Genomic DNA, 23,928 nt, shown 5'->3' with positions numbered 1-23,928 from the left:
TTCTTATCCCTGATTTTGTGAGTGGTACGCGTCGTCTCTCTCAATGCCGACGTCAAATAGTTTTTATATTTTTCTTAAAATCCGATGCTGGCCTGTACCCACAATGTCGGCGTATGCACAGCCGACTGCGGTATGGAAATCGGATCTTCATTACTCGTGCGCCAGGCGAGAGACGCCTTGATCTGGACATTTGAAAACAGCGCATTCAAACCGATGCCAGCGCCAGCCAATGCGCGCGTGTTCGGTGCTGCCGGTCCAAAAGGTGTGTGATTTATTTTTACCGAGCCGGTGTCGTAGAACAATGTGCCTTGCAAGGCTGTATTGAAGTTATGACGCAGCTCTACAGTAGCCAGCACGCCTTCATCGCCTATGCCCTCGCCTTGCGGATAAGCACGTACGCCGGTAGCGCCACCCAATGCAAATTTTTCGGATGAATCGAGATTCTTGCTGGCTTCCTGGCCGTACACCGTGACATACAAGGTATTGCTATCGTTCAGTCGCTGCAGTCGTGCAAGGTTGTAAGACACGCGCGCATAACTGCCATTGGTTTTTGCCGATGCCTTATCGATGATCAATGCTGATGGTGACTTGATATCCAGTTCACCGAATACTGCTGACAGACTCATGCTGTTGATGCCGCCACCGGCGAAGGCATCTTGTCGCGTGCCGTAGAGTCCTGCCGTCATCAACTTTGCACTTTTGTCGGTTGTCGTCAGCGTCGCATCCACGCTATCGCTCAGCTTCTTCTGTTCCCAACTCAAGGTACCGTTCAGATTCGCGAGTTGGCTACGAATGAATGGATAGGCTGCGAATACACTCGCGCTGCTGGCGGTACCGTGTGCATTCAACGATTTGAATTCTTTACCTAACTCATAACGCGTTTCAAAATACGCCACGCCCATGCGCAAGCCGTCGCTGCCAACCGGCAACTGATAAGCCACACGGCCGTAGTTCAATCCATCGCCACTGGTCAGTACATTGGCGGTTAATACGTCGCCAAGCTTGAGCGGGCTGTTGACGTTGAGTGTGCCGCTCAGACGATATTCACCGACGTAGCGATTGCCATAGTTATCGAAATCAACACTACCGTTGTATGCCGCACCCTGCTCCAACTGCACCACCAGATCCGATGTGCCGACACTGGCACCAGGCTGCAATGTTGCGCGTGCATTGCTGACGCCAGGCGTGTCGTTCAATAGCAGCAAACCTCTATCGATACGATCAGAACGTATCGTTTCGCCATCGCGCACTTGATCCAGATAAGCGCTTGCGCGTTCATTCGAAAGCCGTGACTGATTTTTCAGTTGATGCGCAGAGATGCGACCTTCAACGATGGCTATCGTGACGGTGCCGTCCTTGATTTCCTGCGCGGGTAAATAAGCACGTGCAACGGGATAACCCTGTTCGCGGTAGTACGTCGTGATACGCGCTGTGGCAGCGTTCAGGTCTTTCAAGGTCCGTGAGCGACCTTCCAGATCAGCCACCAGCGACTGCAGCGTTGCAGTCGGAATCGCTGTGTTGCCACTGATCAGAATTGTCTTTACGTCAAAGTTTGTTTCATCCCCGACTGCTGTACTCAATGCACGTTCTTCCACCTCTACCGAGGGACCTGTTTTGGGAGCAGTCAGTTCTGGCTGTTGCTGCAATTCGCGAAGGATCTGCCCGGCATTCGGTGGCGTTTGCGCAGAACTGGTGACGCTATGCAGCAGCGTTAATGTCAGTGCGCACAAGAGCGGTGATTTATTGCAACGAGCAGAGAGCGTCATAAGGTGGGACTAACTGAAAAATGAAATAAATGAACAAGAAAAATTCCTTGGCAATCTGCGCCGGCTAACAGCCAGCGCCGCTCGGCATTTGCATGCCGCAGCCACTAAGGTTCAGACGTGGCGTAATTTGCGATGCATCAACGGCTTGCTTACCTTTTTCCTGCGCAGCCATCAGCGCAAGCTGCATCTCTTTGCTCTTGTCTGACTTGTCGAAACCGCTACTGGCAGCATTCATCGCCGCGTTATAAGCGGATTCCAGTGTGGAGCCACCTAGCGCTGAGCTACTCTGACTGACAGGATTGATGACGAGTGCACCATTAACGAAAGTCAGCGTGTAATTGCTGCTATTCAATCCATTTGCCGTGATCGTGTAATTGCCGATACCGGTTGCACCCTGTGCTGTGCCGCCATAAGCAAGGGAGCCAAACAGGTCGGCTATCGTTTCACCGTTGACGAAGCCGGCAATCGTGCTGCCGTTACCACCGCCATAAGCAATACCGTCATAGAACTTGCTGGTGGAATTGGCCGTAACAGTCAGCGATGCCGGCGTGATATTTGCCGTGGTGTTCGCCGTATTGGAGATCAGGTTGTAGTTGCCCGCATCGGTGCCACTCAACATGATGTTGCTAACATCGACAGCCTTGTTATTACCAACGTTCTTGTCGTTGAAACTCGCGCTACCGGTGAAGTTCAATGCATCACCGGCAATACGGTCATCGTTGTACGTGACCGAAGCGTTGGTCAGGCCGTTATAAATCTTGTCGATGCCATTAGCCGTGACGTTCAGATCGGCTTTGTTGATCGTGCTGCTGGTGTTATCGACATAGCTGATGTTGTAGTTGCCAGTCATGTCAGCACCGCCGGCATCTTCTATCGTTACGCCACTCGCACGCACCGTTTTATTACTGCCGGCATTCTTGTCGAGGAAAACCTGACTGCCGCTAGCATTCACCGAGTCACCGACTCCGGCCAACGTATCGGCTATGCCGCTACCGATTGCATTCAGCGTACCGTCGTAGGTCTTGATTACCTGTTGCGCGGTGACGATCAGGTCAGCTTTGTTGATCGTGCTGCTGGTGTTATCGACATAGCTGATGTTGTAGTTGCCAGTCATGTCAGCGCCACCGGCATCTTCTATCGTTACGCCGTTGGCACGTACTGTTTTATTGCCGCCAGCGTTCTTGTCGAGGAAAGTCTGATTGCCAGTCGAGGCGACTGTATCGCCCAGACCAGCCAGTGTGCCGGCGATGCCATTGCCTGATGCACTCAAGGTGCCGTCATAGGTTTTGCTCGTCTGCTGTGCGGTAACTGTCAGGTCGGCTTTGCTGATCGTGCTGGCGACATCATCGACATAGGTGATGTTGTAGTTGGCGCTGACGTTCGTGCCACCGGAATCCTTGATCGTGACGGTTGCGACTTGAACGGTTTTGTTGTCGCCAGCATTCTTGTCGAGAAAGGATTGGCTACCTCCCGCTAGAATCGATTCGCCAGCTGCAGCCCCTGCCAATGCACCAACGACGGCATTGCCTGCGTTCGTCGTGCCATCATAGGTTTTGCTTGTTTGCTGTGCGGTGACAGTCAAGTCTGCTTTGCTGATTGCCAAGCTGGCGTCGGCATAACTGATGTCGTAACCTTGCTGGCCGGAATACAGTCCTGACTGTGTCAGTGTGCTGTTCGCCGTGCTGTAAGTGCCGACGTTTTTGGAAGTACTGGTATAGACAAGATTGCCATCCAGTACTGCGCCATTCACATTGCTGGTATAGCCGCTTGCCGTTTGGTTTGTACCGTCGTAGGTCTTGCCACTGGCATCAGCGGTGACGGTGACAGCCGTGAGGAAGGAGCGCAGCAATGGTCCGCTCTGTCCTTCATAGATGCGCCAGATCGTGCTGGTGCCACCACTTGCGTCTATATCCCAACCTGTATTTGCAAAGGTCGCTTGCAGGCCAGCTTGAGCATTGTTAATGCCGGTGATGCCGTTGGCCCCGCTACTTCCGCCACCGAAGCTACCAACTGCTATCCCGTTACCGGATATTTGTGTGTTCCACAGTGCGTTGTAAATACTCCAACCGTTATAACCAGCCACCCCGCCAATAATTCCAGTAATCCCACGCACTTTGCCAGTGGCGTATACATTACTGATCGTACCTGCATCGTTGTAACCAACGATCCCACCGGCGTAACCGTTTTGCTGTGCCGTAACGTCGCCGGTAGCATAGGCATCGGTAACGGTACCGTAATCGCTGATACTGCCGATCAGGCCACCGGCATTACCGTTTTGCCCACCGATTACATTTCCTGTGGCATAGGCATTGCTGACCGTGCCCAAACTATTGTGATCGCCGATCAATCCGCCGGCATTACCACCTTGTTGCCCTGTGACGGCCCCGGTTGCGTAAACACGCTCGATCGTACCCTGCGTGTTGTAGCCAATCAAACCACCCGCATCGTAACCAGTCACATTACCTATTGCATAGGCATCGCGGATATTGCCGCTGTTTGTTCCTACAAGACCGCCAGCGTTGGTATCACCGGTAACGACGCCCTTCGCATAGACGGAACTAAGGTCACCAAAGACGTTCTCTCCGATCAAGCCGCCTGCAACACGGCCGGTAACGTTGCCACTCGCATTGGCATTGCTAACGCTTGCAACATAGTTGTAACCAATCAAACCGCCGGCAGTACCATCCAGTGGAGCGGTCACGTCACCCGTTGCATAGGCATCGTTGATAGAGTCGTAGTTATTGCCGACCAAACCACCCGCATAACCGTCTTGCAATCCATTATTAATATTGGCGACGTTGCCACTTACCTTGCCCGTGGCATACGAAGCAGAGATGCTCCCTCCGGCTTCGCCGACCAATCCGCCAACGATGTAGCCGGTGACATCACCGCTTGCATGGGAAGTATTGATCGATGAAAAGCTTTTGCCGACCAATCCACCTGTGTAGTATCCCGTGACGGCGCCTTCGGCATGGGAACCAGTAATGGCTGAAGAACTCTGTCCCACCAGGCCACCAGCAAAACCTTCACGCTGACCAACCACCGCGCCGGTGGCGTAGGAGTTAATGATATTTCCATCACTTTGACCAACCAGTCCACCGGTGTAACCGTCCTGATTACCAGTCGTAGTGCCTGTCACTGCACCAGTCGCATAAGAGCCGGTAATTCTATTGGTGCTGTAGCCCACCAAGCCGCCGGCGTAATAGCCAGTCACGGCACCGGTCGCATAGGAATCGGTAATGCGATTGGAACTGCTTCCGACCAAACCGCCAGCGTAGTAACCGGTCACAATGCCGGTCGCATACGAACCGGTGATACGCCAATTGTTACGGCCTACCAAACCGCCTGCATAGTCATAAATATCATCGCCACCGGTGACCTTACCTTGGGCGTATGAATCGGTGATGAGACCTGAGTTATCACCGATCAAACCACCGGCATATTGCGAAGCCTGTCCATGCACTTCGCCAGTTGCGTACGATCTTGTGATATCGCCGCCATTCAAACCGATCAGGCCGCCGACGTAACCGCCATACACATCCTGCAATCCGGTTACGTTGCCACTTGCATGCGAATCTGTAACGTTGGCGTTGTTGTCGCCGATCAGGCCGCCGGCGTAAGCGCCTGCAACGTTACCTTTGGCAGAAGCATTGCTGATCTCGCCCCAGTTTTCTCCGACCAGGCCACCTGCGTAATAACCGTTAGCCTGTCCTTCTGCGTAGACATTGGTGAGCGTACCGTCGTTGCCCCCAGCCAAACCGCCTGCTTTGCCCACGCCAAAATCGGCGTTAACATTGCCAGTTGCATAAGCATTTTCAATTGCAGCACCGTTGTAACCGACCAGGCCGCCGACACGCTGCTGGTAAACGGTATCGGTGCCCATGACATTGCCCGTTGCATAGGCGTTGCTGATGTTGCCCCAGTTTTCGCCAACGAGACCGCCCACATCGTGGCTTGCCCCCAGAACATCACCGGAGGCAGAAACATTGTTAAGATCGCCGCCATTGTTAATCCCGATCAATCCACCAACATCGTAGCTACCGACCACGCTGGCACCCGCATGCGCATTATCAACTTTGCCGCCACTCAGACCACCGACCAAGCCACCAACATAATTCTGCCCAACGATACTGCCGCCAAGCAGACTGACATTGCTGATCGTGCTGCCTATGGCTTTGCCGAATAAGCCAACGTAATCCAGCGTCGGCATATTGATGCTCAGATTGCTGATGACGTGATTCTGCCCATCGAAGGAGCCGGTAAATTCCCAACCATAATTGGTGCCGATAGGAACGAAGCCTTGCGTACTCCACATGCTGCTTGCATTGCTGCTATTGCTCGCACTGGTAGCAATGGCATCGATATCGTTCGCGAGCGTGTAGGTGCCCTTCAGATTCATCGTCATCAACTGCAGTTGATGCGCGTTCCGTACCGTCGTTGAATATTCACTGTAAAGGAATGGGCGCGACCAACCATCGATCATCATGGCCCAGGTGTTGCCGCTGCTGTCGCTGGCGATCCACACACCGTTGACCATATCCAGCGTCCACGTTCCCAGCCCGCCGTAGCTGGAATGGTTATAGGCAGCATTGCCGGAGACCGCAGTGATACTGCTCGTTCCCAATTCAATTCCAAGCCCATTTGCCTGGCCAGTCGCAACGTCATCCCAATAACCATTGGCAATCGTGCCGCCGTTATAGCCAACCAGCCCACCGGCAAAAGCGGGCCCCGTAACGGTGACCTTGCCGGTTGCGTAAGCATCGCTGATCGAACCGCCAGCGCCGTTTTGACCGACTAATCCGCCGATGGCACCCCTGCCGGTCACATTACCCGTCGCGTAGGCTCTGACGATAGTCCCGCCCTGATTATTTAGTCCGACCAATCCGCCGATGGCGCCATTGAGCAAATCGTCAGTCACATTGCCGCTGGCATAGGAGTCGGTGATAAGACCGTTGTTGTATCCAACCAGACCGCCTGTCTGCTGATTTCCACCCTTCACGTCACCGCTTGCGTAGGCATTGCTGAGGCTGCCACTGATGATCCAGCCGATCAGCCCACCGGTCGCACCTGCACCGGTTACATCGGTATCGGCAAAGACGTTGGTAACACTGGAGTTACCATCGAGAAGACCAACCAGTGCGCCCACGTAATCCCGTCCGGTCACGCTGCCGCCGATCAGGCCGACATTACGAATCACACTATTCGACGTCGCCCTGCCGAACAAGCCGACATAATCAGTCCCCGAACGATTGATCGTCAGATTCTTGACTACATGTCCCAGACCATCGAAGCGGCCGGAAAAACTAGTGAAGTTATCGCCTAACGGCGTAAAGCCCGAGCCGCTGAGCCAGCCCGCGGTAGCCGTCGCATCGATATCGCTGCCGAGTACGTAATTGCCGGACAGGTTGGCTCTGATGCCCTGCAGATCGGTACCTGTAAAGCTACTCGGGTCGCCCAAATCGGTAATGACCTTGTACTCTATCGTTGCGCCGTCGTTGCCAAGTCTGGTGCTGAAGTTATCGCCGGCCTTCAGATTGACTGCCGCCTTGACGTTGTAAGTGGCCGTATTTCCAGCATTGGCCGCGCCTTGCCCATAAGCCAGCGCCAGCTTGCCGTTGGCATCCTGTGCGGTAATGCTTTGATTGATATTGATGTTGCGTTCGGCGTTGAGCGTCAGTGTCGTTGCCGCATTCCACGTCACGGCATCGTTGACGTTGATGTCGCCGTTGCCGCCCGCCGTACCCATCGCCGCAGTTTGAATTTCGAAGTCGGTGTTATTCAACGTAGCAGACACATCGGCGCCCGTCATATCGCCACCGCTAGCCGCAATCGTGAAGTCGTTGGGATCGATCAGCCATTTGCCGGTCTTGCCATTGGCGGCCTTGGTCGTGACCTTGGTGCCTGCCGCAACTTTGACGTGAGCCGCCGATGTTTCGACAAAGCCGCCGTCACCACCGGTTGCTGCAGAGGCATCCAGCGTGCCGCCGACGTTAACAGTGCCGACTTCCATATCGCCCATCAGCATGATGCGGCCGTTACGATTCTCTACCGTCTTCGCTTCGATGATGCCGGTGTTATTCACAACGGCAGTCGTCAGATTGTTCAGCGCCATGGCCGACATCAAGACTTGTCCACCATTCGCCTGTATCAGTTGCTTGTTCTCGGCCAGTGCATTCAATGCACCCTGATCTATGCTGTAACCAAGCAAACTGCCGTTGTTGATATTGAGCGTGACTTTATTACCGGCCGCCAGCAAGGCTGTTCCCAAACGTGCGTTGATATTGCCCTCATTGCGCACCGTACCGGCGATCAGCGCGACATAACCACCATCCACGGCATTGATCGTTCCTTTATTCACCACGCTGCCATTGGCATTACCATCCAGCGCAAAAACCATGCGCCCTGCAGCCAGATCGGCATTGCTCATGCCCAGCGTCGATGCAACGAGGCCGCCAACATTCACTTGCGCACCGGCACCGAACAAGACGCCATTCGGATTCAGGATGAAGACTTGGCCATTTGCCGTCAAACTGCCTAGCAAAGTACTGGGACTGGAACCGGTGATGCGGTTTAGTGCAATCGCAGAAGAGTTCGGTTGATTGAAAATCAATGCCTCATTCGCTGCCGTCGATAAACCGACCCAGTCGATCGCAATATTCTGCGTATGCTGATTGATGGTGGTGGTATTGCCCACCGTATTGACGTTGCCGTTACCGAGAGTCACCGTTGCATCGGCAGCGCTGGCAGCATAGGCAAATGGCGTGAACAATGCTCCACCTGACAATACCAGCGCAGTGACACTTAACTTGCGTGCACCGATTGCCTTGCCGTGCGCTTTTGCATTTTCTGCAACGGCAATCCAGGCATTGGCTAACTGGCTCCAGACTAGTCGGTAGATATGGTTCATTTTGCTTTTCCCTGTCAACAGCCGACGCATGCTTCGGCAACAAAATCCAAAGCGGTACGCCGCCCTTCCTAGCCAAGCCACGTGCGCTTTTATGGTATTTTTAAGTGCCATGACTATATGTAGAGCGACCGTTCTTGTATGTAGAACAAATGTGCTACACGGAACGTTTACAGTCGGGCGTACAATGGCTGACCCATGAATTCCCCTACCACTACTCCGGACCCACTCCCCATCCACGTCGTCATCGTCGAGGACGACCCCAGCTTTCGTGAAGCGCTATGCAAAGTTGTGCTGTCCGCACCTGATATGCAACTGGTTGGTATGGCAGGTACCCGAGCAGAAGGATTGGCTTTGTTGCAAGGTCCGCCTGCAGATGTATTGCTGGTCGATTTAGGTTTGCCGGATGGCTCGGGGATAGATGTGATTCAGGCAGCTGTTGTGCAGTGGCCGAGTTGCAGCATCATGGTCAGCACCAATTTCGGCGATGAGACACACGTGATGCGTTCGATTGAATCCGGTGCCGCAGGCTATCTGCTAAAAGATAGTTCACAAGCCAAAATGATCGACGAGATTCGTAGCATCGCAAATGGCGGCAGCCCGATCAGTCCTATCATTGCGCGTCAGATTCTGGCGCGCTTTCGCCCCAATAGTGCGAGTAGCGCAGGCGTCCCACCACAGGCCGAGGATCTTTCCACCTTGCTGTCCGCTCGCGAAAAAGAAGTCCTGGATTTCATCAGCAAAGGCTTTACCGCGCAGGAGATAGCCAAGCTGATGCAGCTATCTCACTTCACCGTCCGTACCTTCGTGCGGCGCATTTACAGCAAGCTCAAGGTCACATCCAAGGCTGAAGCACTCTATGAGGCCAGGACACAGGGCCTGCTGTCCAACTAACAGAATCTCCCATCATGTCGCGCACATCATTGCTTCTGCTATTAGCTGTCGGACAGCCTGAACAATGAACAGACTCTCGGCATTGCTGTCAGCGCTTCTGCTGATATTTTCTGTGATCTTGCTTGCTCTGGTCGGCGCATTTTCGATGGGTGGCTACGGCAAATCGGATGCCGACCTCAAGCTGCAACAAGTACAGTGGCAAGTCATCGATGCAAACGGTTTTAGCCCATCCACTCCTGCCGATATCGATAGCCAGACTCTGCCATCAAACTGGCAAACGGTTACGTTGCCTTTCGCACTGCCAGTCGCTCTGTTGAAACAAGCTGATGGTGCCCGCGCATCAGTCGGTAGTCGAACGACTTGGTTCAGATTGCAGCTTCCAAATATCGCAACCAATCAACAAACCTTGGCCTTATATGCCAGCCGCGTGCGAACCGACGGCACCATCGCCGTGTATGTAAATGGTCATCTAGTACATAGAGCGCAGCAGAATGGTCCTTTGTGGAATAGCAGCCGCACACCGCTGTGGGTGGAGCTGAACCGATCTGACGACAGCGCCCCTCTTCGCGAAATTCTGATCCGACTAGAACATACGGCGCATACCCAGGTCGCCCTATCGTCACTGTGGGTCGGTCCGTCCGAATCTCTCTATGCGCGTTACCACTTGCGCTTATGGTTGCAACAGGAATTGCCGGCGATGCTCAGTACAGCATTCATGGCCGTTGGCGTGTTCGCGCTATTTGTCTGGATGCGGCGACGTCATGAAATCAGTTATCTGCTGTTCTTCAACCTCGCCGCCACAGCCTTTTTACGCGGCCTGCATTTTTATACGGACCTGCCAATCGCCAACGACTGGTTCGCCTGGTTGACGGTCAACGCCCTGTTCTGGCTGGTCACTGCAGTACATTTCTTCCTGCGCCAGCTACACGGGCGTCCGCTCATCTGGCTGACGCGTGCGCTCGTCACTGCAACCATACTGATAGGCGTACTCACGCTACCAGTGCTGGCCGTCTTGCCTAACACGCCCAAGGTCACGCCTTTGATTTACCTTGTCGCAGCTGTGATGGGAGCTGCCGCTGGCCTGGTAGGCGGCATCAACGCCTGGCGCGTTTCAACTGAAGGACGATTGGTGGCGATTGGCATTCTCGTTTGCACCTTGTTCGGCGTGGATGACTGGCTGCTGCAAAACAATTTCATCAGTCCGGAAGGCTGGTATCTGGGTGCCTATACCAATGCGATCTGCTTCAGCGTGTTCGGCATATTGATGTATCGGCGCTACATTAATGCGATTGGCGAAGTAGAACAGGCCAACGCCAATCTGGCGCAACGTTTGCAAGCACGTGAAGCCGAACTGGAGCTTAGTCATCAGCGCTTGCGTGAAGCAGAGTTCCGACGGACGATCAGTGACGAACGTCAACGCCTGATGCAGGATATGCACGATGGTTTAGGTTCATCACTGATCAGTGCGATCCGTTCAGTTGAACAAGGTGATGTCAGTGATTTGAATATCTCGCAAATTCTCAAGGATTGTCTGGATGATTTGAAACTGACCATAGACTCAATGGAACCGGTCGAAGCTGACTTGCTGCTCCTGCTGGCGACGCTACGCTTCCGACTGGAGCCTCGTCTGGAAAATACCGGCATTACATTGCAGTGGGAAGTACGAGAACTACCGACATTGACATGGCTTGACCCTACCAGCGCGCTGCACATTCTCCGTATCGTGCAAGAAAGCATAGCCAACATTTTGCGTCATACCAGCGCCAATCAAATTCGGGTTGGCACAGCAATAGATGCCAACGGCGTAACGGTCAGCATAGAAGACAATGGTCAAGGTTTTGATATTGATAAAGCAATGAGCAGTGCAGCAGGACGCGGTTTGCATAACCAACAGCGACGCGCGAGTGCAGTTGACGGTATAGTTTCTTGGCAATCTGGATCGGGCGGAACACGATTTATTCTATGGCTCCCGCTGGAACGTGCAGCATAAACAATAGCGCTCACAGCAGCATCAATCACTGCCCCTCACCTGTAGTATGAGGAGACACGATCCACGCAATTGATTTATTCTGACGCCATGAAACATCTCCCCGAATCTGAAGAAGCTGTCCTCCAGCGCTACGAATGGATAGACGATGGCCGTCTGATCGGCTTCATCGACTATTACGTATTTGATCAGATCTGCATGATCATGCACACGGAAGTAGTGCCCGCGCTTGCCGGTCAGGGATTTGGCTTGCTGTTGGCGAATCAGGCTATGGAATATGTGCGGAGTCAGAACAAACGCATCGTGCCTGTCTGCGGCTTCCTTGTGCATTACTTACGCAAGCATCCGCAACATCACGCGTTGGTGACAAAAGAAAGCCGACGCATTTTCGGCATCGGCTTGCAGGGAGATGACGCATCCGCTCATGACGAGTCGGATGCGTACATAAACGATCAGGCTAGAGCTGGATAATCCGTATAGCCTTCTGCGTTGCCGCTATAGAAAGTTTCTGGACGCGTCGGATTCAACGGTGCATCGTCTTTCAAGCGGCGTGGCAAATCAGGATTCGAGATGAACAGTTTGCCGAAGGCAACCGCATCCGCTTCACCAGTCGCGATCACATTCTCGGCAATCTCTTTCGTCATTTTTTCATTGGCGATATAGACGCCGCCGAAAGCTTTTTTCAATTGCGGGCCTAGGCGATTTTCACCCAGCGATTCACGTGCGCAAATGAAAGCGATACCGCGTTTACCCATTTCGGCAGCAACGTAGCCGAAAGTTTCTGCCGGAGTAGCATCACTCAAATCGTGCGAGTCACCGCGCGGTGCCAGATGTAAACCTACACGTCCAGCGCCCCACACTTCGATACATGTATCGACTACTTCCAGCATCAGACGCGCGCGATTTTCTATCGAACCGCCGTAAATATCGGTACGCTGATTGGTGCTGCTTTGCAGGAACTGATCCAGCAGGTAGCCATTGGCACCGTGTACTTCTACACCGTCGAAACCGGCCAGCTTGGCGTTTTCTGCACCCTTGCGATACGCAGCGACGATGCCTGGAATCTCATCCAGCTCCAACGCGCGTGGCGTCACATATTCCACTTGCGGACGCACGATGCTGACGTGCCCGGCAGGTTTGATCGCACTTGGTGCAACCGGCAAATCGCCATTCAGAAACATAGGATGCGAAATGCGACCCACATGCCATAGTTGCAGAGAAATGAGACCACCCGCCTTATGCACTGCATCCGTTACTTTTTTCCAGCCTGCGACTTGCTCGTCCGACCAGATACCTGGCGTATCGGCATAACCAACACCTTGTGGCGTGACTGCAGTCGCTTCAGTCAGGATCAAACCTGCAGATGCGCGCTGCACATAGTATTCGACCATCAGGTCATTCGGTACGCGACCAACACCAACTGCACGCGAACGCGTCAAAGGCGCCATGATCACGCGGTTAGGAAGAGTAATGTCGCCAACTTTAATTGGGGTAAATAAATGATTCGTCATGATGTTCTTTCCAGAAAAATTTTTAATTCAAGCGACAGCAGCGGCACCCGCCGGTACTTCATCGCGAGCAAGGCGCAGTGATACGCGCATTGCCAAAACTGCCGTCAGCGCGAGTGCACCTGCTGCCAACGGTACTGCTTGCAATCCAAGGCCGGCACTGATGACAGAACCGCCGACCCATGCACCAAGTGCATTACCTAAATTAAATGCACCGATATTCAATGTCGCTGCCAGGTTAGGAGCAGCTTTGCCAAATATCATCACGTTGACCTGCAAACCTGGAACCGCAGCGAAGGACACCATCGCCCACAGGAAAAGGTTGATCTCTACTGGAATCAAACTCGGACTGGTCCAACGCACGATGGAACTGACGATTGCCAATACGATGAAAATTCCCGTCAACGCAGTACCCAAGCTCCAGTCAGCCAAACGACCACCGATGTAATTGCCAACCGTCAAACCAAGGCCGATCAAAAACAAGGTCCAGGTAATGCCTTGTGGCGACAGATGTGTCACGTCTTCCAGCAAAGGAGCAACGTAAGTAAACAGAGCGAAGGTCGCGGCAGAGAACAACATCGTGGTTGACAATGCAGCCCACAAACCGGCATTACGCAACTGACCGATTTCTGCACGCAGATCTGTTTTTTCTTCATCGTGCCCGCTCGGCATCACACGCCACAAACCGATCAGCGACAACACGCCGAGAACAGCAACTACCCAGAATGGCATCTGCCAACCAGCGACTTGACCGAGTGCGGTACCCAGCGGCACGCCGAGTACATTCGCCAAGGTCAAACCGGTGAACATCAGTGCAACTGCTGATGCTTTTTTATTCTCCGGCACTAGACTCGCAGCCACCACAGAACCGATACCAAAGAATGCGCCATGACACAGCGCTGTGATAATGCGCGCCACCATCAAGAAGTTGTAATCAGTCGCCACTGCACACAGGACGTTGCCGACGATGAAAATTCCCATCAATAACAACAAGGCACGTTTGCGCGGCAAGGAAGCCGTCGCCACCGCCATGATCGGCGCACCGATGGCAACGCCCAATGCATAACCGCTGATCAGCCAACCAGCGCTAGGAATCGATACTGACAAACTGCGCGCCACATCAGGTAGCAAGCCCATGATCACGAATTCGGTGGTGCCTATGGCAAAAGCGCTCAGCGCCAATATAAGTAAAGCTAAGGGCATACAGTCTTTCTTTGAATAAGGGTTTTACAGATCGCCGTGTATCGAATCGAGAAAGGCTTGAATCGTGGCTTCATTACGTTTGAAGAAAACCCATTGACCGATGCGTCTAGGCACGATGAGTTCCGCCGCCTGCAAAGTTGCCAGATGGGCGGAAATAGTCGATTGCGACAAACCACTGCGCTTGTCGATCATGCCGCAGCACACGCCGAAATCCAGCGGGTGCTCCTGCTCGGCAAAATACTCTCCAGGCGACTTCAGCCAGTTCAATATCTGCCTGCGTACCGGATTGGCCAGCGCCTTGTGGATAGCATCTATGTCCATGGTGGTTGTCCTTTTGTTTGCTTTTCGTTAAAAGGCGAAACAAATATCGCCTTTCTTGAAATTTAATATCGTCATTATACGATATATAAATTTAACGTGCAGGACACGCCATTTCACGGTACTTACAGAGGGGAAATTGAAGAGATACGCCGGTTGGCACTGGGTAATTCGAAATACAAAATTGCAGTTAATTGCTTAATTTCGATATCAATCAAGCATTTATATCGATAACAGCTGTCGACGCTCATTGTTGAAGCGATGACATTCCTCTCTTAACCATAGAGAAAACACCGCCGTACGACGATCATCTGCGCGCTGCGTCAACAACATATAGTGCGCCGGGGACGGTGCCAAACGGCCGAATACATTCACCAGCCGACCGCTTTTGATTTCGTCGAGTACCAACGCAGTACGTGCCATGGCGACGCCTTGGTGATTGAGTGCAGCGCCTATGGCCAAACTCGCCAGATTGAACTGTATTCCGCCTAATTCAGTTACCCAATCCGGACGCTCCGTTTCCATCCATGTGCGCCACTCAACAAACTCCGGCGCCCCACCCCATGGCGTTGCATCATGCAACAAGGTCACGCCTTGAAGCGACTGCCCTGCGGCAAATGCTGAATGTTCTGAGAGATACTTCGGTGTCGCTACCGGCATCAAATATTCATCAAGTATCCGCTCTGCTTTCAGATTGCCGTATTGCCCCGGATCGAAGCGTATCGCCACGTCAATATCATCGGTCTGCATCGCATGCAAATCCAGGGTCTGGAACTCTGCTTTGAGTCGCACTGCAATTGCTGGGTGCAGGTGCTGGAAATCACTCAGACGAGGCATCAACCATTGCAGCGCAAAGGATGGCAGGCAATTGACTTGCAAGGGCGCATCCGATGGTTCCAGGCGTCTGAGCGTTTGTTCTATATCAAGAAAAGTTCTGCTCGCACATTCAAACAACACCTGTCCCTTATCGGTCAGAATCAGACTTCGATGCCGACGTACGAATAGCGGATAACCGAGATTTTCCTCAAGATGCCGAATCTGCTGGCTGACGGCGCTCTGAGTAAGATTAAGCGCTTGTGCGGCCTTGGTGAAATTAAGCAGACGCGCTGCCACTTCAAAGCAGCGCAGGCTGGTGAGTATAGATGGGTTAAGTTGCATTCGAATTAGTATAGCTAATGACAGAAGTAGTAAATATCGTTTTTCAGAATAGGCTTATAGCCTTAGGATTGCTGCCTGATACAGATAAATTATCGCTACACGATTACCCTCCATGAATTCTATACTGAAAAATTTTCCACCCGACCTATTAGCACAGCTACAGTCACGTACACCCTTGCTGTGGCTTAATCCTGGCTTGGACAGTTCGCTCCCCAAAGATGCTCTCAGCATTGCCGATGTGGCCGAAGCCGAGGCACGACTCGCACGCTGCGCGGGACTAATGGCAGTCCTTTTTCCTGAGTTGAAAGCCAGTGCTGGTCGGATTGAATCTGAATTAATCGCCACACCTCAATTACAGCAAACGATAAGCGACGATCCCGAACGCACTGGCAACTGGTTCATCAAAGCTGATCATGCTTTACCCATCGCCGGCTCCATCAAGGCGCGTGGCGGATTCCATGAAATCCTCGCGCTGGCAGAATCGATTGCCATCGAGCATGGCTTGCTTCTTCCTGATGGTGGTCGTCTGCAACTCGCGTCCGAAGCGGCACGCACTTTGTTCGCTCGCCATACCGTCACGGTTGGCAGCACTGGCAATCTGGGATTGAGCATAGGCGTGATGGCAGCTGCATTGGGTTTCAAAGCTGTCGTCCACATGTCTACCGATGCCAAAGCCTGGAAAAAAGATCGTCTGCGTCTGCGAGGCGTTCAGGTTGTCGAACACGATGGAGATTACGCAGCAGCCGTGGCCGCAGGACGAGCACAATCGCAAGCCGATCCGTATGGCTACTTTGTTGATGATGAACATTCGCTCATGCTGTTTCTTGGCTATGCCGCCGCCGCGCGACACTTCGCTGCACAACTAAATGCTGCGGAACGTACTGTCGACGCCACTCATCCACTCTTCGTCTATATACCCTGCGGTGTTGGCGGCGCGCCCGGCGGCATTACCTTCGGACTTAAAGCCTTGTTCGGTGAGCATGTGCACTGCTTCTTCGCCGAACCAGTCGCATCACCTTGCATGCTGGTGCAATTGGCGTCGCAACAAAACACTCCGCTTTCGGTTTACGACATAGGTCTAGACAATATTACCGAGGCCGATGGCTTGGCTGTCGGTCAGGCATCGCCTCTTGTTAGTCCTTTAATGGCGGCACAGTTATCTGGCGTATTCACAGTAAGTGACAAGCAGTTGTACACGCAGTTGCTGCAAGTGTTGCGTACAGAGGATATCGCGCTTGAACCTTCTGCTGCAGCTAGTGTGTGTGGACCTGACTGGCTAATAAATAGCGATGCTGGCCGCGCCTATTTGCGCCAACATGGCTTGGAGCATCACCTGAACGATGCAACACATGTCATCTGGACGACAGGTGGTTCGCTGGTTCCTCCGGAAGAACACCGTCGCTTCCTATCCATCGCAACTCAGTATTGACAACAATACTGCTCACTGCCCTCAGTCAGATGTTGAGCGTTCGGATGAAGCGAACGCCCAACATCTGACAAAACATCTTCTCAGATCTAGCATCTGAAAAAGTAGCCACTTAGCTATCAGTTCCCATCCTACGTCCCTCTAAAAATTAGATCGCGCCTACGGCACATCTTCATTTCTCAAAGCCAGGCAATTGCATGTAAAGCATTACTAGACGACTTGTTGTCATGAACTTGTCATGCTCCAGTGCAACAATTCCGTCCAGCAACTGAAAGTCCGCATCGCCTGTCGAGGTCGCCATTACCTGAGCGTGCTACCTGAGGCTCTTGCTCTTTACATCTAATGGGAATTCCTGCCATGACTATTCGCCTACGTATCACCCTCCTCGTCATCTTCACCTTCATTGCCATTTCGCTGATTGGTGGCTATGCCGTATTCCAATCGCGCGGTAGCGCGGTGGAAGTAAGGACGGTGACCGAAGGCGTCGTACCCAGCACGCTCGCGTCATCCGATCTGGTTGCGCAACTTAAAGAAGTGCAGTTATCGGCTATGGCCATCGTGTCGGAACCGGACGAACAAATCGCGATACAGAACAACGAGAAATTGACCGGCAAGAAAGCCATACTGGAAAAAGCACTCGATCTGCAATTAGCGCAGGTCGATAGCCCAACGCAGCGCGGGCTGGTCGAACAGGCGAAGGAAAGTCTGGTCAATTACTTCGATGCCATCGACAGCACGATGAAGCTCAAGCTCGCTGGTAAAGACGAAATCGCTAAAGCTTCCCTGTTCGGCAATGTAGTGCAGTTCCAGCAGGAACTGGAACAGATCATCGATACGCTCAGGATCGAAAAAAACCGTAGCAAAGACGTCGCGATTGCAGCATTGAATGAAAATCTGGCGACTACCACGACCGCGATTACAGTCGTTACCATCTTCGCCGTCTTCTTCCTCGCCGCCATCGGCTTCCTGCTGTATCGCCAGATCACCGGCCCGATCAGCCACATGCAAAAAATGATGAGCGAGATCGCAGCGAGCCAGGACTTTACACGCCGCGTGCCTATCGCGCGCATGGATGAAGTCGGCCATTCGATCAAAGCCTTTAACGGCATGCTGGAAAAAATTCAGGAAGCGTCTGCACTGGTTCGTCAAAAAACAGCAGACATCCAGACCATGCTGCAAAACATCCCGCAAGGTATCTTGACCATCGTCGATGGCAACAAGATTCATCCGGAATATTCGGCATATCTGGAAACCGTCTTTGAAAGCAAAGACATCGTTGGTCGCGACATCATGGATTTCGTCTTTGCCGATACCAATTTGGGCGCAGATACATTGGCGCAAATGGAAGCAATCGGCGGCGCGTGCATAGGCGAAGACTTGATGAACTTCGAGTTCAACCAGCATTTGATGGTGGGCGAAATCGAAAAACGCATGGCCGATGGCCGCGTCAAAATCCTCGACCTCAGCTGGTCGCCGATTGTCGATGAAAACGACATGATCGTGCGCCTGATGCTGTGCGTGCGCGATGTGACCGAACTGCGCCAGCTGGCAGCAGAAGCGAATGAGCAAAAACGTGAACTGGAAATCATTGGCGAAATCCTCGCCGTCAGCCAGGATAAATTCCACGAATTCATCACCAGCTCACTCAAGTTCATCGATGAAAATGAACACGTGATACGTCACAACAGCGAAGTCAGTGCCTTTGCCGTTGCCAAACTGTTCCGCAATATGCACACCATCAAGGGCAATGGCCGCACCTACGGCTTGTTGCATCTGGCCGATATAGTGCATGAAGCCGAACAGCATTACGAAGAATTACGCGATCCGAACAGCGGCCGTGCGTGGGATCAAGCCCTGCTGCTGGATGAACTGGCTGGCGTGCGCGCTGCGGTCGAACGTTATGCACGCATCAATGAAGTCAGCCTGAGCCGTCAAGGTCCAGGCCGCGGTGGCAAGGTCGATAGCCACTTGATGATAGACAAGAAGCATATTCAGGAAAGCCTGCACAGACTCGAAACCGTGAATACCGCCAACCTGCATGAACTGGTCGCAGTTCGCAATGCAGTGCGTCGCACCTTGCGTCTGCTAGGTACCGAACGCATCGATGAAACACTGGCAGGCGTCATCGAATCGATGCCGGCACTGGCACAAGAACTGGGCAAGAAAGCACCGACGATCAGCATCAAGGATGGCGGCTACGTCATCCATAACCAGATTAGCGGCTTGCTGAAAAATGTCTTCATGCACCTGATACGCAACTCCATGGATCATGGTCTGGAAACACCAGAAGTACGTGTAGCACAAGGCAAGCCGGAAGCCGGCAAGATCAGCCTGCACATGCGTCAGGTCGATCAAATGCTGCAGATTTCATTGCGTGATGACGGTCGCGGTCTGGCACTGAATCGTATCCGCAAGATAGCCGCTGAAAAAGGTCTCAGCGATGCACCGGAACAATTAGACGATCTGGAAGCAGCGCGTCTGATCCTGCAAGCCGGTTTCTCCACCGCTGACAAGATCACGGATGTGTCCGGACGTGGTGTCGGTATGGATGCAGTACTGGCTTTTGTGACTCGCGAAAATGGCAACATTGATATCCGCTTTGATGACAATGCCGTGGGTGCAGATTTCCGCCAGTTCAGCATCATCGTTTCACTGCCGGCAGCATTTGCTGTCAAAGCTGATGCAGCCGACGACGATCTGCTGCAAGAGCTCTTGCAGAAACCATTATCGGAACACAGCGACGTAGCGCCTTCTTCCGACGATCACGATAGTCAGGTTGCTTGAACATGCCGGCATTCAATAAAGACTTAGTGCATTTGAATCACTGCATTTGAACAACTGAACAGAGAATCGATTTTCATCATGCTCATTAACTCCATTATTTTTTTCGCACTCGGTCTGCTGTGTTGCGGCATCGTCCAGCAATGGCGCATCAAAAAACTGAGACAGCGTCTGTCCGGCATGGTTGATATTGCACAAGCGCAGGCGCTCGAGCAGGATTTGCAAAACGTGATGCAGGATATGCAGCAAAAGATGGAGCAGCATCAGGATTTGCTGGAGCAGGAAAAACTGTTGAATCAGGATCAGCTCTCACAACTGCAGGAAGAACATGAGCAACTGATCAAGAGCTTGTCGGATCGCAATGCCGACAGCAATGCAGTCGCCGTAGAAAATTGCGAACGCGCCGCCGATACCATCACGCGTCTGATGGGCTTGATCAAAACCTTTGAGCGCTGGCATGACGATATGGGCATGTTGATCAAGCACAACCGTGAAATGCGTGTGAAGAACGATGAGTTCGCGCTGATCGTTAATCAGGTCATCATCGTCGCCCTCAACGCTTCCATTGAAGCAGCGCGTGCCGGTGAACACGGTCGCGGCTTTGCCGTGGTTGCTTCCGAAGTACGTTCACTGGCACAGCGTGCAGAAAAATTATCCAAGAGCTACCGCAGCAATCTGCATGAAAACGATCTGATCACCACCACGACATTTCAGGATTTGCAGGCTGGCGGCAAGATGATCATCAGTGCCGTCATCGGGCTGAATCTGGCCAACGACAAAACCAAAGAAGCCCTCACCACGTAAAGCATCATGATCAGCACACAAGCACAAGACGGTTTTGACCACTTACTCATACGCTCGCTAAAAGCCAGCCTGCCCGGCTCGATAGAAAACTGCGACATCGGCATCACCAGCGACGTAACGGGAATCGAAGGACAGGAATCCGTCGTCCTCACCGTTTCTTCCTATCTGTTCCGCTTGATGGTGATGATCCATTTCAAGGCTGATGCCACCACCATGGAATACATGGCACGCATGAATGGCATGCAAGTAGAAGAAATGAATCAGCAATCCTTCCACGATGCGCTTGCGGAATACGGCAATCTTTGCTGCGGCATTCTGAATCGTGAGCTGGGCGTCTTCTTCCCGCATATAGGCATGTCCACGCCCAACTTCATCGATGGGCAGTGCATGAGTTACATACAGATGCTCAATTGCAGCCACGTTCAACATTTTGCAGTTGGTGTCGATGGCGCCCCGCTCTTTCACGTCAGCTTGTGCGTCAGTGCGTATGCCGATCTGGATTTTGAAGTGACAGAAGATGAAGAAAACGCCAATACCGGCGAACTTGAATTATTTTAATTAAACGAAAAGAAAAACATGGCACAAATACTGGTAGTCGACGATTCCGCCACCGTACGCAATGAAGTGGGCGATTTTTTGAAGAAGAATGATCTGGACGTCATCCTCGCCGTGGACGGTCGCGATGGCTTGGCCAAATTAAAGAGTGATAGCAGCATCAAGCTCGTAATCTCCGACGTGAATATGCCGAATATGGATGGCCTGACGATGGCGGAAAAAATCCGCAGCGAACTCGGCAATGCGAGTGTCAACATCATCATGCTGACTACCGAAAATTCACCACTGATGAAGGAACGCGGCAAGGCTGCCGGCATCAAGGGTTGGATCGTCAAACCGTTCAAGGGCGATGCCGTGCTCGCTACTTTCAAGAAGCTGGTCGCTTAATTTTTCATCACCACACTGGGGCGCTACCCCAGCGTGATTCCGCAGCATCGTCAGTTATAAATCGGCAGTGCCAGGAATAGTTTGATGACGAGCGCATTCGCGATGTCGATAAAGAATGCGCTAACCATAGGTACCACCAGAAAAGCCACATGTGACGGTCCGAAGCGCCCTGTCACCGCCTGCATGTTGGCAATCGCCGTCGGCGTCGCACCCAAACCAAAACCGCAATGCCCGGCTGCCAGCACGGCAGCATCGTAATTTGAACCCATCACGCGGAACGTCACAAAAGCTGCATAAGCGGCCATCGCCACTGCCTGCACTGTCAGGATCAACAACACCGGTAAAGCCAGCGACGCCAAATCCCACAAACGCAAGCTCATCAGCGCCATTGCCAGGAACAGCGACAAACTGACATTACCCAGCACTTGAATCGCACGTTCGAAAATTTTGTAACCGACCAGCAGCGACAAACCATTGCTCAGCAAGACGCCAACAAACAGTACGCAAACAAAAGTCGGCAGCTCAAAAGCCGTGCCGTTCAAGTAATTCGCAATCGTGCTACCAGCAGAAAGACTCACCGCAATCAAGGCAAGTGCTTCTATGAAGGCCTGTGGCGTAATCAGTTGCACCGCTTTCGGTTGTTCAAAGCTCTGCTGCACCTCGTCATCGCTTGCTTGTGCATCTGCAGTTGCTTGCAACTTGAAGCGTTTTACGAGGAAGCCTGCCACCGGCCCACCAACCAAGCCGCCCAACACCAAACCAAAAGTAGCGCAAGCGATGGCGATTTCGGTCGCTGCTGCCAAGCCATGTCGCTCCGCAAATACCTTGCCCCAAGCGGCGCCGGTACCGTGACCGCCAGAAAGAGAAATGGATGCGCCGAGCAGACCGATCAGGGGATCAAGTCCCATGATTTTCGCCATGCTAATGCCGATGATATTTTGCGCGACCAGCAAGCCCAGCACCACCGCCAGGAACAAGGCTAGCGTGCGACCACCGGCTTTCAAGCTGGCGAGATTGGCATTCAAACCTATGGTGGCAAAGAAAGCCAGCATAAGCGGCCCTTGCAAGCCACCGTCGAACTGCACTTGTACATTTGAGAAACCGCGTAGCGCAAATAGCAGCAAGGCGACCAGCAGGCCGCCGACTACCGGCTCGGGAATACTATAGGTTTTGAGGAAGGAAGAAGACGAGACCAACTTGCGTCCCAATAACAACACCAGCGATGCTGCCACCAGCGTTTCCAGAACGTCGAAACTAATCATGCGCTCCCTTTCGTTTTTTTTAATCCGTTATAAGAACACACGAGCATCCCTATGCTCACATTACAACACCGCAATTTTTCCTTCAAGCTGCTTCGGTGTCACCGAATGACGCAGCGCTTCAGAAAACGAAGTCAGCGCCGGCGTCCAGGTATTCGTTTCCGCTGCGACAAAATAGGTATTCACCTCACCCAACCTGGCCGGCAATGCCAGGCTGTAAATCGGGAAGCGATGCTGATGCGCATCAAAGACCACCTTCGGTATAAGCGCATAACCCATGCCGGCACCAACGCAACCAAGAATCGCATCCAGCGAACCAAAGTCAACCATGCGCGACGAGTACACGCCGCTATCTGACAACAACACATCAACCCTCTGGCGATAACTGCAGCCCTGACCGAAGACGAGGAAAGTTGATGATGCCAATTCTTCGGCTGATGGCATGGCCGTCAGCGGTGCAGCTGAAACCAGCACCAGCTCTTCCTTATAAGCCTTGAATTGATAGAGGCGAGGATTCTCCAGCTTGCCCGCAATGAATACACAATCGAAGCGCCCTTCGTTTAAACCAGCAACCAGATCTGCCGTTGGGCCAGTAGTGAGCTTCAAATCGACTTCAGGAAAAGCGGAGTGAAAATACGTGAGCAATGGCGGAAGTCTGAGCGCCGTTGTGGTTTCCATCGCGCCCACACGCAAGCTGCCGCTGATATGCCCACCTTTGAACAAGGCAATCGCTTCGTCATGCGCCTGAATAATTCGCTCGGCATACGTCATCATCGTAAAGCCGGCAGAAGTCAGACGCACGCGTCCGCCGCGATCGATCAACTGCACGCCGACTTCATCTTCCATTTTTTTGATATGCGCAGTCACATTCGATTGCACCGTGTGATGCCGCTCGGCCGCTGCGACAAAGCTGCCAGTTTCTGCAACGGCTATGAACAGGCGTAATGATTTCAAATCCATAAGATCACCTTGATACCA

Annotated in this window: 16 protein-coding genes; 8 read left to right on the top strand and 8 right to left on the bottom strand. The window is 52.7% G+C overall.

The annotated features are described in order from the left end of the window. Nucleotides 1–74: 74 nt before the first annotated feature. On the bottom strand, nucleotides 75–1,766 hold the full coding sequence (locus AC07N2_RS13660; protein ID WP_494778727.1) for a ShlB/FhaC/HecB family hemolysin secretion/activation protein: 1,692 nt from the start codon (nucleotides 1,764–1,766) through the stop codon (nucleotides 75–77). A 64-nt stretch (nucleotides 1,767–1,830) separates the two neighbouring features. Continuing rightward, on the bottom strand, nucleotides 1,831–8,673 hold the full coding sequence (locus AC07N2_RS13655; RefSeq protein ID WP_494778726.1) for a GLUG motif-containing protein: 6,843 nt from the start codon (nucleotides 8,671–8,673) through the stop codon (nucleotides 1,831–1,833). A 195-nt stretch (nucleotides 8,674–8,868) separates the two neighbouring features. Here AC07N2_RS13655 and AC07N2_RS13650 point away from each other — a divergent pair, with 195 nt between their 5' ends. The 3 genes from AC07N2_RS13650 (at nucleotide 8,869) to AC07N2_RS13640 (ending at nucleotide 12,022) form a co-directional block, all read left to right on the top strand. Then, nucleotides 8,869–9,564 (top strand): response regulator transcription factor, encoded by a 696-nt coding sequence (locus AC07N2_RS13650; protein WP_494778725.1) that lies wholly within the window; start codon nucleotides 8,869–8,871, stop codon nucleotides 9,562–9,564. Between the two features lie 64 nt (nucleotides 9,565–9,628). Beyond that, nucleotides 9,629–11,554, top strand: a complete 1,926-nt coding sequence (locus tag AC07N2_RS13645) for a sensor histidine kinase (protein WP_494778724.1) — start codon at nucleotides 9,629–9,631, stop codon at nucleotides 11,552–11,554. An 87-nt stretch (nucleotides 11,555–11,641) separates the two neighbouring features. Continuing rightward, the gene (locus AC07N2_RS13640) at nucleotides 11,642–12,022 is read left to right on the top strand and encodes a GNAT family N-acetyltransferase (RefSeq protein ID WP_494778723.1); all 381 of its coding nucleotides are present in this window, start codon (nucleotides 11,642–11,644) and stop codon (nucleotides 12,020–12,022) included. Here AC07N2_RS13640 and AC07N2_RS13635 read toward each other — a convergent pair. The 4 genes from AC07N2_RS13635 to AC07N2_RS13620 form a co-directional block, all read right to left on the bottom strand. Further along, complete coding sequence (locus AC07N2_RS13635) at nucleotides 12,004–13,062, bottom strand: alkene reductase (RefSeq protein ID WP_494778722.1); 1,059 nt, start codon at nucleotides 13,060–13,062, stop codon at nucleotides 12,004–12,006. The two genes, AC07N2_RS13640 and AC07N2_RS13635, sit on opposite strands and share 19 nt — an antisense overlap. 27 nt (nucleotides 13,063–13,089) lie before the next feature. Further along, nucleotides 13,090–14,262 carry an MFS transporter gene (locus tag AC07N2_RS13630; RefSeq protein ID WP_494778721.1) on the bottom strand — a complete coding sequence of 391 codons (1,173 nt, stop codon included), beginning with the start codon at nucleotides 14,260–14,262 and terminating at the stop codon, nucleotides 13,090–13,092. A 24-nt stretch (nucleotides 14,263–14,286) separates the two neighbouring features. Next, a complete protein-coding gene (locus AC07N2_RS13625; RefSeq protein ID WP_076591425.1) occupies nucleotides 14,287–14,583 on the bottom strand; it encodes an ArsR/SmtB family transcription factor in 297 nt (98 codons plus the stop codon). Nucleotides 14,584–14,802: 219 nt separating this feature from the next. Beyond that, on the bottom strand, nucleotides 14,803–15,738 hold the full coding sequence (locus AC07N2_RS13620) for a LysR substrate-binding domain-containing protein (RefSeq protein ID WP_494778720.1): 936 nt from the start codon (nucleotides 15,736–15,738) through the stop codon (nucleotides 14,803–14,805). Nucleotides 15,739–15,850: 112 nt separating this feature from the next. On the opposite strand from AC07N2_RS13620, the gene dsdA reads away from it, so the two are divergent. From dsdA to AC07N2_RS13595, 5 genes are all read left to right on the top strand, one after another. Next, entirely contained in the window at nucleotides 15,851–17,167 is a 1,317-nt protein-coding gene (dsdA, locus tag AC07N2_RS13615) for a D-serine ammonia-lyase (protein ID WP_494778719.1), read from the top strand. 354 nt (nucleotides 17,168–17,521) lie between these two features. Further along, nucleotides 17,522–19,948: an ATP-binding protein gene (locus AC07N2_RS13610; RefSeq protein ID WP_494778718.1), complete on the top strand. Its 2,427-nt coding sequence runs from the start codon at nucleotides 17,522–17,524 to the stop codon at nucleotides 19,946–19,948. Between the two features lie 78 nt (nucleotides 19,949–20,026). Next, nucleotides 20,027–20,749, top strand: coding sequence for a methyl-accepting chemotaxis protein (locus AC07N2_RS13605; RefSeq protein ID WP_494778717.1), 723 nt, complete (start codon nucleotides 20,027–20,029; stop codon nucleotides 20,747–20,749). A 6-nt stretch (nucleotides 20,750–20,755) separates the two neighbouring features. Then, on the top strand, nucleotides 20,756–21,307 hold the full coding sequence (locus AC07N2_RS13600; RefSeq protein WP_494778716.1) for a hypothetical protein: 552 nt from the start codon (nucleotides 20,756–20,758) through the stop codon (nucleotides 21,305–21,307). Nucleotides 21,308–21,325: 18 nt separating this feature from the next. Then, nucleotides 21,326–21,691, top strand: coding sequence for a response regulator (locus AC07N2_RS13595; RefSeq protein WP_494778715.1), 366 nt, complete (start codon nucleotides 21,326–21,328; stop codon nucleotides 21,689–21,691). 50 nt (nucleotides 21,692–21,741) lie between these two features. Here AC07N2_RS13595 and gltS read toward each other — a convergent pair whose 3' ends face one another. Continuing rightward, nucleotides 21,742–22,953, bottom strand: coding sequence for a sodium/glutamate symporter (gene gltS, locus AC07N2_RS13590; protein WP_494778714.1), 1,212 nt, complete (start codon nucleotides 22,951–22,953; stop codon nucleotides 21,742–21,744). Nucleotides 22,954–23,013: 60 nt separating this feature from the next. Continuing rightward, nucleotides 23,014–23,910: a LysR substrate-binding domain-containing protein gene (locus AC07N2_RS13585; protein WP_494778713.1), complete on the bottom strand. Its 897-nt coding sequence runs from the start codon at nucleotides 23,908–23,910 to the stop codon at nucleotides 23,014–23,016. Between the last annotated feature and the right edge of the window lie 18 nt (nucleotides 23,911–23,928).

It is taken from the genome of Herminiimonas sp. GW821-FHT09C12, from assembly GCF_059416385.1.
This window is presented reverse-complemented; position numbering and strand designations above follow the sequence as displayed.